Here is a 14,015-nt window from a genome sequence, read left to right on the forward strand (position 1 = left end):
TAAACGTCACTGACATGGAATCCTGTTCTCAAATTGAAAGATAACGATATCTTAACCTCGTCAATATTATGCAGTATCGTATTGCAAGATATTGATTTTAATTTTGTTTTTATCTTATTAATAATCATGGAGAATGAGTGGAGGTTTGTTGGGGATAAATGGAGAGGAATCGTGCTAAGGGTGGAAGAAGTTCTGTCTAAAGGGCGGATTGTACCGCCCTCTGAATGGTGTTATTTCGGCATGATGACAGTATCAATCACGTGAATGACACCGTTTTTAGCTTTCACATCGGTTGCAATGACATTTGCATCGTTAACCATGACTTTATCACCCATGGTTTTAATCATCACATCTTGCCCCTGAACCGTAGTCGCTTTGTCTAGCTTAACAACATCGGCAGCCATCACTTTCCCTGGGACGACGTGATAAGTCAAAACAGATACTAACTTGTCTTTGTTTTCCGGCATTAAGAGCATGTCGACTGTGCCGTCTGGCAGTTTTGCAAAAGCGTCATCCGTTGGTGCAAAAACAGTAAATGGGCCTTCCCCTTTGAGAGTGTCAACCAAGCCCGCTGCTTTCACCGCAGCAACAAGCGTATTGAAAGAGCCGTTGTCAGCGGCAACGTCGACAATATCGGCTTTCATCATGCCATGCTCATGAGCCTTGACGGGAAGCATAAAAGATAATGTCGCCATCAGTGTAGCCGCGATAACTAAGATACGTTTGAACATAGTGTGTTCCTTACTAGTTGAGGGTACAGCGGGTTCCCTTGAGTGTGTTTGCATTTGTACGCATCGTGATTGAAAGATGATCATCGCGTCCTACTTTCTTTTGAGGGCCTAACATGTCGCGCAAGAATTCGTCTGCCTTCTTGTTTCACATCGGCTCGTTTCCGCCACGCCCATAAGCGCTCTCTTGCTGCCTTAGCTGCTTTGTCTGGTGCGATAATAGGTGCAAGGTAACGGCTATCTGGCTGCAACTGATACATGACAGCTTCCATCTGGGTCATTGTCCAGGGCTCGAATAAAAGAGGGGGAGGAACCATTTGTAACTCAGGCACCCACTTGTAGATGAACGTACCGTTAGGATCATGTTCTTGGGCTTGCTTGATCGGATTATAAATACGGATTGTGTTAGTCCCGGTTACTCCTGCTTGCATTTGGAATTGTGGGTAATGAATTCCAGGCTCAAAGTCGAGAAATAGTTGCGCTAAATGCGTTACACCTACTCGCCAATCCATGTTCATGTGGTGAGTAAGAAAGCTAACCAGCATGGCACGCATGCGAAAGTTAATGTAACCAGTGTGGTGCAAACAGCGCATGCAGGCATCAATCAAAGGTACGCCAGTATGCCCGGATTTCCATGCTGCTAACTTTTCTTCATCGAAAGTACTACTTTGTTTAATCAATGGTTCGTAAGCCCGATTAACGCAGTAAAACTCCATGTCGTATTCCGATTCGAATTTTTGGATGAAGTGACAGTGCCAATGAAGCCGTGAAGACAATGCAATTAAGCTGCGACGAAATCCAGCGACTTGCCAGTGTTTCAAAAGGTATTGATAAACTTCACGCAAGGATATGTTACCCCAAGCGAGGTATGGAGAAAGTCGAGTACAGGCTGTGCGTGAGGCTGTGGGACTAGAAATGCTTCGATAGTAATCACGACCTCGACGATGAAAAAAGTCCTCTAGTGTTTTCCAAGCGAGCCGGCTTCCTCCCGTTTGCATTCCTTTGCATTTTGATAGCCAGGATGATGGTGGCGAAAACGAACAGCCGAGAGCTTCTGCATCCAATGAATGCAATAAGTCGGTTTGGAGCTCAATAGGGCTTATTGAGGCTCTCATGACAGAATCCCAATGTTTGTCCCAACCTTGCCGGTTTTTTGCACCTCTGATAACAGCACCGTGTTCGAATTCAAACCAGTCGATGTTCTGCTCATACAGCCAAGCGGCAACTTGTTTGTCGCGCTCAAAGGTGCAGTTGATTCCTATTTCTTGGTGAGAAAAAACAGCGTTGATTTGATATTGCGCTTGAATTGATTGGAAACATGCTAAGGCATCGTCATACAGCACCGTGATTCGATGCCCATAGGCTTTGAGCGTCTCATCCATGTCTTGCAGTGATTGCCAAACAAATCGCCAGTGGCGCTCAGAATAGTGTGGGTTATTCAATAGCAATGGTTCAACAATATATAAAAGCACAGTTGGGTGCTTTGTTGATAATGCTTGAGTTAGTGGTTGATGGTCAGTCAGCCTTAAATCTCGTTTTAACCACACGACATTGATTGTTTGCATCGGAATCCTCTTTGTTTCCGATGTTGTACGCAAGTAAACCGAAGAAATCTCATCCAATGATCGGTTTTATTCCACAAAACGTAGAGGTAACTTTTAGGGAGGTGACACATGGCAATACCATTGAGTAAGTTACAAAAATACTTCTATGTAGACAAATTGGTCATTCATTCGCTTGATCTCGCATTGTACCAGGCATCTGTTGTGATTGATGGAGAAGCGCAATTTATCACTGATGACAACGGTATCTTTTTGAGGGCTCATTCCCTGATCGAGATGCAAAAGAAGTGCAGGAATATCAAAGCAAATAAGCAGGTCTTAGTGCATCAAAGTGCTTATGATGAAATGGTGGGGCTACCCGAAGGTAAAAGAGACAATCAACTAGAGGTATTGGTGAGGGATACAAAATTGTATTGAAAGAGTATTGGTGCGCAGTAAAAGCGAGCCACCTTACGGCAGCTCGCTAAATATAAGGAGAGTTAGGCTTAGTCTTGTTTACGCTGCGCTTCTTTTTGCGCGTACTTAGCGGCACGTCGAGCTTCTCTTTGCTTGGCACTTTCACCACCAACATGCTGCTCGCCTCGCTGCTCTGCAAGAACAATTTGTTTTTCACGCTCGCGGAATCGAGCAATTTGTTCTTCTGAGTGTTTGCCGTGACATTTTGGACAGCTCACGCCTTGCTCGAACAATTCTGACTGTTTGTCTTCTTCAGTGATCGGTAGACGACAAGCGTTACATAAATCGTAATCTGCTTTTTCTAGCTGGTGGTTCACGGCAACACGACCGTCAAATACGTAACAATCGCCTTCCCACATGCTCTCTTCTTGAGGAACTTCTTCAAGATATTTAAGAATGCCGCCTTCTAGGTGGTAGACCTCATCAAAGCCCTGTTCTTTCATGTAAGCCGTTGATTTTTCGCAGCGGATACCACCGGTACAGAACATCGCAACTTTCTTGTGTTTTGCCGGGTCCATGTTTTCTTTTACATAGTCTGGGAATTCACGAAAGGTTTCAGTATTTGGGTTTACAGCGCCTTTGAATGTCCCGATCTCGATTTCGTAATCATTACGTGTATCGACAACAAACACTTCAGGATCAGCAATAAGATCGTTCCACTCTTGAGGTTTCACGTAAGTACCCACTACGTGGCGAGGGTCTATACCTTCAACACCTAATGTTACGATCTCTTTTTTCAATTTCACTTTGGTGCGATTGAATGGCTGGGTCTCAGAATACGACTCTTTGTATACGGTGCCAGTCAAACGAGGTTCGTTGTTTAGCCACTCCAGTAGCGTATCAATACCTGCACGATCAGATGCAACAGTACCGTTGATACCTTCACTTGCCAGTAGTAATGTTCCGCGAATATGGTGTTTTTCCATCAACGCAAGTAATGGCTCGCGTAGCTCTTGATAGTTATTCAGCTCAACAAACTTGTACAGCGCACAAACTACATACTGACTCATGAGGTTTCCTTTAAAAATACAGGTGGTCAACGACCTTAAAATTTTAGCGGCACGAAGTATACCTGACTAAACTAGTCGGAAATACGGACAAATTATACGGATATTATGAGTAGGCGGGGCCTGGCGGTCTTTGGTAGGGGGAGCATGTCCGCAGGTGAAGCCGCTATGTGTTCAAATTATAAGCATTAATTATAGTGGTTTAGGTAGGTTGGAGCCGATACTTTTGGTTTAAATTTATGCTGTTATTCTCTTTTAGGCCCTTCAAAAAAGTTAGGCGCAAGAAGCACCAAGTAATCACCGGAGTCATTGACAAGGAAAGGACATGTCGCAGTTTTATACATGAGGTGGTGAGGGATAAAGGTTTAGGGACAAAGAGTGAATGACTGATCGCCATTGTTCATAAACCGCTATAAAACGCCTTTTCACCACATACTGAAAAGGCGTTTTTCTAACGTCTGCCGTGCTTATTTCAACGTAGCTGCGGTCTGTTTTCCCATGGCAATGAGCCTGTCGAGAATACGTTCACCGTCGGCACGTAAGCCGTTGTGCTCGTACTCATTGGTGATCCACGCTTTTGAGTTTGGTATTAACGCGAGCGTCTCTCGGCTGATATCCATTTCAACAAACATATCATCGGCGTAAACTGCGCAACTGACAGGCACTTTGTTCTGAGCCAGTTGTGTTTGATCGTACAGCGCAGTCCAATCTTTTTTCGCTGCCAATATTTCTGCGGCGTCTTTTAGTGGTTTGAGGTTAACGTATTGGTCGAACATCCATGGGAAGACCATTTCCCCCGTAAAGTAAAATGGCTTGCCAGATTCATAATTAAACTCTGATCGGGTTTGGCGAACGCGGTGCGCACTCCAATTCGACGCGAAGCTTTGGCAGTAAATCGATTCATGCAAAATGGCGTAGATCGGGTTGGTTTGGAAGTTTTGCTGCGCCAACATATCGTTTAAGAACTCATAACGAAGTTGTGGTTTGCCGTTCACTTCAATCAACGCGCTTTCTAGCCAATAGTAAGTTGGTAAGAAAGTATCACTCACACCAAAGTTGATGCCGATTTGTTGAAATTGCTCCACTGTGAAGCGTTGACCATTTGGTAGGTACTCTTCATTTTCCAGCAAGTGATTCGCAATGTTTTGGCAAAGTTGTTGCGCACTTGGAAATTGTTGGAAGAACGCTTGGTTTTTCTCCATGGTGCGTTTGAAAGTGGCTTCATACACATCGTCGGCATGACGTGAGACTGATGGCACGCCACCTGTGATGTAGCTTTGTAGCAAGCTGTCTGGGAACAAAGACAAATAGGTGAGGGAGCAAAACCCACCAAAGCTTTGACCTAAGATCGCCCATTTTTCGACGCCAAATTGCTCACGAATGTATTCCGCGTCGCGCACGATGTTATCCGCTCGGAAGTGGCTCAAGTAGTCTGCTTGTTGCTCTGGCGTGAGGTGAGCAAGCGTCTGGTGATTAATTACGCTGCTGTTGCCCGTACCGCGCTGGTCGAGAAGCAAAACTCGGTACTCTTGCAGGGCGCGTTTTACCCAGCCATTATTGCCGTTTTGACGTGGAGAGGGAAAGCCAGGCCCGCCCTGAAAGTAAACCAACCAAGGTTTGGTCGATTCTTCATCGCCAACTAGGCAAACCGAACGGGCGAAGACTCTAATGGTGCCTTTGCTTGCGTCTTGGTAATCCAGAGGAACGGTAAAACTGTGGGGAGTGTAATGCAATCCTGCGTCGATAAATGATTGAGCGTTCATTGTTATCTTTATTTCCTTATTGAGGGGTAGCGCTACTTTACTGCGAATGGCGCGAAGAACCAACGCTATTTCCCAATTGCCTCTTCAGTTCTATACCTTGGTCAAATCAATGTAAGTTCAAGAAAATGAAACGATTAGCGACTGGTGCAACTGGTTGAGTGAGCTATGCTCAATAGAGTTGCGACAAAGTAAGAGCATGGAGGAAGTCGGATGAAAGTGTCACTGGCTCGATGGACAATTGTGACTTGTTTAATAAGCGTACCTACTTTTGCCGTTGTTACGCCCAACCCACCTCAGTTACAGGCAAAAGGCTACGTATTAATGGACTTTCAATCCGGTGCCATTATTGCCGAGTATAACGGGCGAGCAGGCCTTGCTCCGGCGAGTTTAACCAAGTTGATGACCGCTTATGTAGTTGGACAAGAAATCAAAGCGGGGCGTTTGAAATGGGATGATGTTGTCACCGTGAGCGAAAACGCGTGGTCGGCCAAGTTTCCCGGTTCTTCTAAAATGTTCATCAAACCGAAAGATGAAATTAGTGTTGCGAACTTAATGCGCGGCGTGATCATCCAATCAGGAAATGACGCGTGCGTTGCACTGGCTGAGCATGTTGCAGGCAGTGAACGCGGCTTTGTTGCCTTGATGAATGGTTGGGCGGAGAAATTAGGACTGCAAGACACCTATTTTGTGAACTCCCATGGTCTTGATAGTGATGGCATCCAAACCTCACCAACCGATATGGCAAGACTCATGCAGTCGATCATCAGCGATGTTCCTGATGTGTACGCGCTATACAGTGAGAAAGTCTTCAAGTGGAACGACATTACGCAGTACAACCGCAATAAGTTGTTGTGGGACAATTCCATTGATGTCGACGGGGGAAAAACCGGCTACACCAGCAATGCCGGATACAGCTTGGTGAGCTCGGCCAAAGAAGGAAGAATGCGCCTTATCTCGGTGGTGATGGGTACGCCAAGTAAACAGGCTCGGATCAGCCAATCGAAGAATCTACTCAGCTATGGTTTTCGCTTTTATGACACCAAGCAAGTTGCTAAACAGGGGGAAGTTGAGTCTAAAGTTCGCGTTTGGAAGGGAAATGCTAATCAAGTTGAGGCGATCTTTGCTAAAGATGCCTATCTCACTCTGCCTCGTTCAATGACGGCTGGGCTTGATAAGAGTGTGGTGTTAAATGAACCGTTGATTGCGCCGATCGCGCAAGGAGATGAGATTGGTAAGGTCGTTTGGAAAAGCGATGACAGTACCGTGGCGAGTTATCCCTTGGTCAGCAGCCAAGCGGTAGAAGAGGGCTCGTGGTTCGCTCAGCTTTGGGACAGTCTGGTGCTGTGGGTGAAATCGTTCTTTAACTAGAATAAAAACGAGCAGAAGTGTCTTTCTGCATTTTTTTGTTGATGGCCGCCCAGCTAAACGCTGGGCGGTGTTTTATTTAACGGTTTATTCCGACAAGGTGATGATTGGTAAATCGTCCCAAATCTTACTTTCATCCGATGCGCCACCGGAGAAGTTCCAAGGGCCTTTGTCTTGTTCTAGCGGACGGTAAGTTGCCGAAAGGCCGTCTAAGTCCCAAGTCGTGACATAGAAGCGGATACCATCGAGCGAATCTGGGCGGCCTAGTGCATCGCTAGCAAAGTCCATTGAAATGGTGTTGTTGGCTTTGTCTACTGTCACTGTTGGTGCTGGCGTTACGGCTTCTCCCCATGTCGTCGCGTTTGCGCCTTGAGTGTTGTAAATCGAACTTTGCCAGCCGAAGACCACGGCATTGCGACTCCATGTTCCGCTTGGCATAGAAGCGTTGATCTTAGGCAGTTCCGTTAGGTTGGTTGCCGCTTCTTCCGGTAAATCAATGAAGATGGTGAAACCAACGTGGTCAAAGCCGTTTGGTGGCAACCAAGTATCGGTGATCTTGTCCATAGTGAAGGTCAAGCGCACGTTACTGCCGACGGTAAATACCTCAGCTTTGTTGATTGCGAGTTGGCTGTTATCTTTATCGAACGTTGGATCCGTTGGTAGCGAGTAGTTACCGTTAGGACCGCCCATGCCATCTTGCGCATCGCCTGCGTCATCAATAGTGTCGTCTGGCGTGTTTGACCAGCTTAAGTCCGACACAAAGTTTACATCTTCAATGCCTGCTTTCTTCTCCGTGGAGTAAATCGCGAAGCGGTGTTGCTGTTCGCCAATCGCAAAGTGACGGGTAGATAAAGTCACGCTGAACTGACCGTCAGCGCCCACGGTAATGGCCTGTGCGGTTTCTAGATTACCGTCCACGACAAGGTTCAATTTCTCGTTTGCGTTAGCAGTACCAGTAATCACGATGTCATCAGTGATGGTTTGTCCTTCCCAATCCTGTGCCAGTTGGATGTTGAGATCTGGGGTCTCTACCGATTGGATGTCGTTAGTTTTCGAGTAAATCACGGCAGATTTGGCTGGTAGCTCAAGGGTTACGTGACCGTTTTCATCGGCGATTAACTGTTCTGGAGCTTCTGCCCAGTTCGACATGATTTGTTGTTGGAAGACGGTGCCGCCAACTTGTTCTACATCGAGTTGGTTCATCAACATCGGCGAGTTGGATGTATTCATCACAACCAAGACTTCGTCGTTATCCAACGTTCGGGTAAAGGCGAAGACGCCCGCGCCCGCTTTATCGCTGCCAATCACTTTTATTTCGCCACGTGTCATGACTTTGTTTTCAGTGCGTAGCTTGGCAAGTTCTTGAATAAACAAGTACATCTCACTGTTTTGGTCGAATGAGTCTACGTAGTTGCCATCTTCACGGTACCCTCCGGAGAACATCGCATCGCGCGCTGCTGACATCGCCTGTTCTGTACCTTGGTAAATCACAGGAATACCCGGCACGCTCATCATGGTGATCAGTGCTTGTTTCATGTCATTCACGCTACCTTGCGACAGAAAACGCGGCATATCGTGATTATCAATGAAGTTCGGCATGATGTATGGATTTGGGAACATCTCCATCATTTTCTCAAGACGGAAACGTAAATAGTCGGTCGGTTGTCCTGATGCAAATACGCGCGTCATGGTCGCTTGCAATGGGAAGTTCAGTACCGAGGTTAGCTGTTTCGGCGAGCCACTTTCACCGATGTAAGTCAGCATCTTCTCTTCGCCTTCGGTGTGGTAAGGCGTAGATGTTTCGAATACTTCACCAAAAGTGAGGAAGTTGTCACGACCGGTATCAACCGCTTGCGTCATCACACCATCGTCGGCGTGTAGGAAGTCGTTCCAGAAATCGTGTTCAACAAACTTCACCGTATCGATACGGAATCCGTCGACGCCGACTTCGCGAATCCATTTTCGGTAGCTCTCTTTTAAGTAAGCGCGCACTTCGGGATCGGACGTATTAAGGTCATCCAAATCAGAGAGTTGCCATGTTTTTTCTTGTACCGGATCGTTGTGGTCGGTGATGGTTGGCGTCCAGTGGTAACTACCTGTGCCGTCTGTTTTACACTCGTTCATGTTGAGTGGGTACGGCAGTTCTTGCCCGGCGGGTAGTGCATTTTTTATCAAACGGAAGCCTTGGCAAGGTAGGCTTGGATCATAACTGTAAGGATCATCGTAGGTGAAGAAGTTGCCTACATGGTTGGTCACGATGTCCTGAATTAAGAACATGTTACGTGCATGCACTTCGCGTGCTAACGCTTGGTAGCTTTCCATGTCACCAAAGTGCTCATCCACTTTTTGAAAATCGCGCGCCCAGTACCCATGGTAGCCGCCGTAGTTTTGCTCAGCATCCCACCATTGGTTAGCAACTGGCGGAGTAATCCAGATCGATGTGGCACCGAGATCTTCGATGTAGCTTAACTTATCACTCACGCCAACGAGGTCGCCGCCGCTGAATTTTTTATCCGACGTCGGATCGAACTCGTTTTGCCCTTGATCATTGAGAGCGCTGTCGCCGTCGTTAAAACGGTCGATCATCAAGAAGTAAATGATTTGATCTTGCCAATCAGGAGATGCCACGTGGCTTCCTGTATCGACTGGTGCGGTTTCGTCGCTTCCACAGCCAGAAAGAGCTAGAGCGATCGATAAAGGAAGTATTTTTATTTTATTCATTGGGTTAGGTAGAGTTTCAAACACAGTTTTTGCCTCCGTTATGCAGCAATGCAGAAACGATAAAGCAAAGGTTTGAAATTGAGAGTGTCATTTCACGCCAAAAAAGACGTGATATGATGTCACGAAGAGACGATTTTGATCTGACCGACAGTTTTAATTGAGCGGTTGCACAATAGGATATTGTATCGGGTAATGCTCTTTCGCGAGCTCGTTGTCGGATTCATCATAAAGGCGGAAACGGCACTGCTTTGCAGTTTGAGTGAGCGATAATTGCAGCACCCAACAAGCATAATGTAGCGAGTGTTGGGTCAAGCGCATTACGTGAGGTGTAGGGGCATCATCGACGTAACAGTCAATCCTCGCAACGTTTTCAAGTCGGCATGCCAGTTCGACAAAGAGCGTGTATTGCGCCCCAATATTAATAAGCTGCCGAGTCGGGACAATGTATTCCGTTGCGCCAATTAAAAGCCCCTTGGAGACCACGTAATCACGCTGGTGGTTGTTATCAATGTAGCGCTCACCATCGACTTCATAACACAGTCTAAAGGTCAGTGGATGTGCGACAGGAAGCTCTGTTGTCGCCCATAGTTCGGTGCCATTATTCAAAAAACGCTCGAAGAAGGCTGGGTAGCGACGCCACGTGCCATCACGGTCTCGACATTCAACGGAGACCACTTTTTCAAACGCAATATTGTCCACTTCCATCCATATTTTGCCGACAGGTTGGTCGATGTGGTTATCGTCGAAGGTATTGGCTTTGGCGTAGTACAAGCGGATCGGTTGTTGATTTAGTTGAGTTCGGTTATCCAAACATTGTTGGCGATACTGCATGGGGGAAAACGGATACCAACGACGAAAAGTGCGGTGAAAGTTCGATGGTTCTTCGTAACCAAGTTGATAGGCGATTTGCTGCGTTGTGAGTTGGGTGTCGGCAAGCAAAGTGAGTGCTTGCTTTCTTTTAGTGAAATCAACGCATTGAGAGTAGCTCATTTGCTTCTCTTGCAGTCGACGTTGCAAGGTGCGTTTGGAGACGCCCAGTTGCCTTGCCGCTTGCTCTAACTTGAGCGCGTAATTGCTGTTTTTGATGAACAAGGCGTTCAAAACACTCAGTAATTCTGGTTGTTCAATTGGCTGGTGAGAAAGCAGCAAATAAACATGTTTCACCAAATCAAACACGTTTGAACTCGTTTTAGAATCTTGCGTTTCCTCTAGAAAAATATCGGCCGCGAGTGGATTGTTGGCGTGAACTTGTACCTGTATTGATTCGCTTAGCTCAAGTATTTCCAACTGCATTCTGAGCAAGCCAAACACCGACTCCGCCCAATTTGGCATATCGGCCGTTCTACATTCGACTTGCAGATGGATTTGGGCATCACCATGTTGCAATGTGACGTACAAACGGCGGTCGAATAATGAGACACTTTTACTCCACCAAAGCAGCCCTTCTTGGAGGTTAGGCGCTTCTTTCAACATCATGCATTGCAAGGCCACCAACTTCTCAATGTGCCAATATTCGCCGGCAATTCGAAGGTGATTGTGACCGAGCTTTTTGCACAGAAAGGATGTAATAACGTTATCTTGAGGCAGCATGAGTTGAGTTTGGTTGCGAGCAAACATGCATTATTGCTGAAAAGATGAAGAAGTTCAGTGAGAACGCTCAAAGCCTTTCTTATCGTTTTATTTTCAAATTTATTTTGAAAATGTTTTTAATCGAAATCGGTTTTTCCCTTTATCTCATGAGGTTATGCTGTTACACAGCTTAAATTCATTAATTGGAGAACCTCATGGATATCGTACAAGCTGCAAAATCTCGTTACTCAACGAAAGTGTTTGACCCAACGCGCAAGCTACCTCAAGAAAAAATCGATGCAGTTAAAGAGCTGATTCGTTTTAGTCCATCGAGTGTGAACTCCCAGCCTTGGCATTTCATTCTGGCAAGCACAGAAGAAGGCAAACAGCGCATCGCTAAAGCGGCGCAAGAGAACTACGCGTTTAACGCGGCGAAGATTCTCAACGCTTCTCACGTATTGGTGTTTTGTGCGAAAACAGGCATTGATAACGACTACATTGAAGCGCTAATGGTGCAAGAAGAAAAAGATGGTCGATTCCCAACTGAAGAAGCGAAAGCGGCTGTACGCGGCGGTCGTAGCTACTTTGTGAACATGCACCGTTTTGATCTGAAAGATGCAAACCATTGGATGGAGAAACAAGTTTACCTCAACGTGGGTACGTTGCTGTTGGGTGCTTCGACGCTAGAAATTGATGCAGTACCAATTGAAGGGTTTGATCCAAAAGTGCTGGATGAAGAATTTGGCTTGCGTGAAAAAGGTTATACCAGTGTTGTGATCGTGCCGCTTGGCTACCACGCGGAAGATGACTTCAACGCGAAAACGCCAAAGTCTCGCTGGGACGCAGAAACCGTATTCACCGAGATCTAATTCGAGCTTACTTACAGGTGACGTAGAACCCCGTAATCAATATATAAATCGCAAAAGAGTGATAAAACGATGATCCACTTAGTCGCAGAAGTGAAAGCCTATCCAGATAGTAAGGATCAGGTGGTGAATTTGCTTGCTGGTTTACTAGAGCCAACTCGTAAAGAAGAAGGCTGTTGCCAATACGAGTTGTATCTCGACGAAAAAGTTGATGGCCTATTTATGTTCCAAGAAATCTGGGCATCGCAAGAGGCCTTGGATAAGCATTTGCAAAGCCCGCATATGGCGACGTTTCTTGAAACATTGGAAGAGAATGATTGGGTTGAATATACCCAGATTCGTCCTCTTCGATTTATCGCCTAATGACAGAAGGTTGCCAGCACGTTGGCGCGTTGCTGGCAGCATTTTTGTTGGATAAAGTCGCGGAAAGTCCGAATCGTTGGCGTCAATAATCGACGATCGGCACATACCATGTAGAGCGGCACTGGGCCGCAATCCCACTCTGGTAACACTCGCACCAACCTTCCCTCGATTAAGTCTCGGCTAATGTCCATCAATGATTTATTCGCAATGCCTTTGCCTTTTATCGCTAACCGGTGTGGCAAGTCACTATCGTTGCTCAACAAGTTACCGCTGACCACGATTTGTTCTTTCTCGCTGCCACGAGTGAGCGTCCATTTGTTGTAGACCGAATCCGCGACCATGTAGCACAAGCAGTTGTGTTGCGTTAAATCGGCAGGAGAGGCGAGTTCTGGATGTGTAGCTACGTACTCTGGCGATGCACATAATATCCGTTCGTTTGACCCACACAATGCCAATACGACCAGATTGGAGTCGGCCGGTTCGCCGTAGCGAATCGCAATATCGACAGGCTTGGTATACATATCCGTCAAGCTATCGGACAGCTCTAGTTTAATGGAAACATTTGGGTAGAGATCGATGAACTCATCCACCCAATCGAGCAACATATTGCGACCAAAATCGGAGGGTGCAGTAATGTGCAGCTGACCAGATAACTCGCCACGCGCGCTTGAGATCTGATCCAACCCCTCTTGCAATGTTGCCAACGCTTGCGTGGTTTTGTCTAAAAACAGTTCGCCCTCTGAGGTTAAACGCAGGCTTCGGGTGGAACGCACAAACAACGGGAAACCGATTTGCCCTTCAAGACGCTTAATCGATGCGCTAATGGCGGCAGGTGTCATGTCCATACTGTTAGCGGCTTTTGAAAAGCTGCCTTGGCGCGCGGTTTCGACAAAAATATTGAGGTCGTTGAGGGCTTTCATAATGAAAAGGGCTTTTAAGAAGTTTGGGCTACTATAGGGGAGAGTCGTAGGCCAATTCAAGGTTAAAACATTAGGTTGCACGGCGAGTTTGAGTTAGATTAGCGCGCAACTTCACTTTACCGGATCAATAGCATGAGCCAACAGCAGCCGAATAACCCACTTCACGGGTTGAGTTTAGAGAAAATCGTCACCCGACTAGTTGAACACTTTGGTTGGAATGGCATGTATGAGCGCGTTCGTGTGAACTGTTTCAAGAAAGATCCTTCAATCAAATCGTCGCTGAAGTTCCTGCGTAAAACGCAATGGGCGCGGGACAAAGTCGAAGCGCTGTACATCGAGACATTCTGCTAACCGCTCTATGGTCTGCAGCAGCGGTAAGTAGATTCTTAGTCTCGCTTTGGCTCGCTAGAATGACGCAGCTTTTCTTATCGCGTAGGTTGGAAGAGTCGCTCCACTGATACGTCCAAAGTGATTTTCCGGATGGTCACTTAGGCTTATCTGGAATCGCTTTTTTAGATGGTTTTGTAGAGGTCATAGCCAAACTCGAACTGTTATTCTGAACCGAGAGGAACGAGCGTGATTCAGAATTTACCCTCAGATTGTATTGAGTTTATTCATGGCTCTATGGTCTGTAGCAAGCGGCAAGTAGATTCTTAGTCTCACTTTGGCTCGCTAGAATGACGTAGCTTTTCTTA

12 protein-coding genes are annotated in these 14,015 nt (G+C 46.4%); 5 read left to right on the plus strand and 7 right to left on the minus strand.

All coding sequences use genetic code 11. The annotated features are described in order from the left end of the window. Positions 1 to 230: 230 nt before the first annotated feature. Together R7E78_RS02860 and R7E78_RS02865 are read right to left on the minus strand one after the other, a co-directional pair. Positions 231 to 731 carry a fasciclin domain-containing protein gene (locus tag R7E78_RS02860; RefSeq protein ID WP_054728820.1) on the minus strand — a complete coding sequence of 167 codons (501 nt, stop codon included), beginning with the start codon at positions 729 to 731 and terminating at the stop codon, positions 231 to 233. Between the two features lie 80 nt (positions 732 to 811). Further along, on the minus strand, positions 812 to 2,293 hold the full coding sequence (locus R7E78_RS02865; protein ID WP_182038080.1) for a cryptochrome/deoxyribodipyrimidine photo-lyase family protein: 1,482 nt from the start codon (positions 2,291 to 2,293) through the stop codon (positions 812 to 814). Positions 2,294 to 2,401: 108 nt separating this feature from the next. Here R7E78_RS02865 and R7E78_RS02870 point away from each other — a divergent pair, with 108 nt between their 5' ends. Next, positions 2,402 to 2,707 carry a DUF6482 family protein gene (locus tag R7E78_RS02870; RefSeq protein ID WP_005374898.1) on the plus strand — a complete coding sequence of 102 codons (306 nt, stop codon included), beginning with the start codon at positions 2,402 to 2,404 and terminating at the stop codon, positions 2,705 to 2,707. A gap of 68 nt (positions 2,708 to 2,775) precedes the next feature. On the opposite strand, the gene R7E78_RS02875 is transcribed toward R7E78_RS02870, so the two are convergent. Next, a complete protein-coding gene (locus R7E78_RS02875) occupies positions 2,776 to 3,756 on the minus strand; it encodes a rhodanese-related sulfurtransferase (protein ID WP_017820145.1) in 981 nt (326 codons plus the stop codon). 464 nt (positions 3,757 to 4,220) lie between these two features. Continuing rightward, positions 4,221 to 5,516 (minus strand): alpha/beta fold hydrolase, encoded by a 1,296-nt coding sequence (locus R7E78_RS02880; protein ID WP_053303894.1) that lies wholly within the window; start codon positions 5,514 to 5,516, stop codon positions 4,221 to 4,223. A 210-nt stretch (positions 5,517 to 5,726) separates the two neighbouring features. Here R7E78_RS02880 and R7E78_RS02885 point away from each other — a divergent pair, with 210 nt between their 5' ends. Continuing rightward, on the plus strand, positions 5,727 to 6,884 hold the full coding sequence (locus R7E78_RS02885) for a D-alanyl-D-alanine carboxypeptidase family protein (protein ID WP_104976414.1): 1,158 nt from the start codon (positions 5,727 to 5,729) through the stop codon (positions 6,882 to 6,884). Positions 6,885 to 6,968: 84 nt separating this feature from the next. Here R7E78_RS02885 and R7E78_RS02890 read toward each other — a convergent pair whose 3' ends face one another. Beyond that, positions 6,969 to 9,626 carry an alpha-amylase family glycosyl hydrolase gene (locus R7E78_RS02890; protein ID WP_318057623.1) on the minus strand — a complete coding sequence of 886 codons (2,658 nt, stop codon included), beginning with the start codon at positions 9,624 to 9,626 and terminating at the stop codon, positions 6,969 to 6,971. 129 nt (positions 9,627 to 9,755) lie between these two features. After that, positions 9,756 to 11,219: a helix-turn-helix transcriptional regulator gene (locus tag R7E78_RS02895; RefSeq protein ID WP_318057624.1), complete on the minus strand. Its 1,464-nt coding sequence runs from the start codon at positions 11,217 to 11,219 to the stop codon at positions 9,756 to 9,758. Positions 11,220 to 11,386: 167 nt separating this feature from the next. Between R7E78_RS02895 and R7E78_RS02900 the strand changes: the two genes are divergently transcribed. Beyond that, positions 11,387 to 12,040: an oxygen-insensitive NAD(P)H-dependent nitroreductase NfsB gene (locus R7E78_RS02900; protein WP_005374924.1), complete on the plus strand. Its 654-nt coding sequence runs from the start codon at positions 11,387 to 11,389 to the stop codon at positions 12,038 to 12,040. 69 nt (positions 12,041 to 12,109) lie between these two features. Further along, positions 12,110 to 12,400, plus strand: coding sequence for a putative quinol monooxygenase (locus R7E78_RS02905; protein WP_005374925.1), 291 nt, complete (start codon positions 12,110 to 12,112; stop codon positions 12,398 to 12,400). On the opposite strand, the gene R7E78_RS02910 is transcribed toward R7E78_RS02905, so the two are convergent. Then, entirely contained in the window at positions 12,397 to 13,320 is a 924-nt protein-coding gene (locus tag R7E78_RS02910) for a LysR family transcriptional regulator (RefSeq protein WP_005374928.1), read from the minus strand. The genes R7E78_RS02905 and R7E78_RS02910 overlap by 4 nt on opposite strands. Before the next feature lie 132 nt (positions 13,321 to 13,452). On the opposite strand from R7E78_RS02910, the gene R7E78_RS02915 reads away from it, so the two are divergent. Next, a complete protein-coding gene (locus R7E78_RS02915) occupies positions 13,453 to 13,671 on the plus strand; it encodes a VF530 family DNA-binding protein (RefSeq protein WP_005374929.1) in 219 nt (72 codons plus the stop codon). The last annotated feature ends 344 nt before the right edge of the window (positions 13,672 to 14,015 follow it).

It is taken from the genome of Vibrio sp. YT-19(2023) (assembly GCF_033337395.1).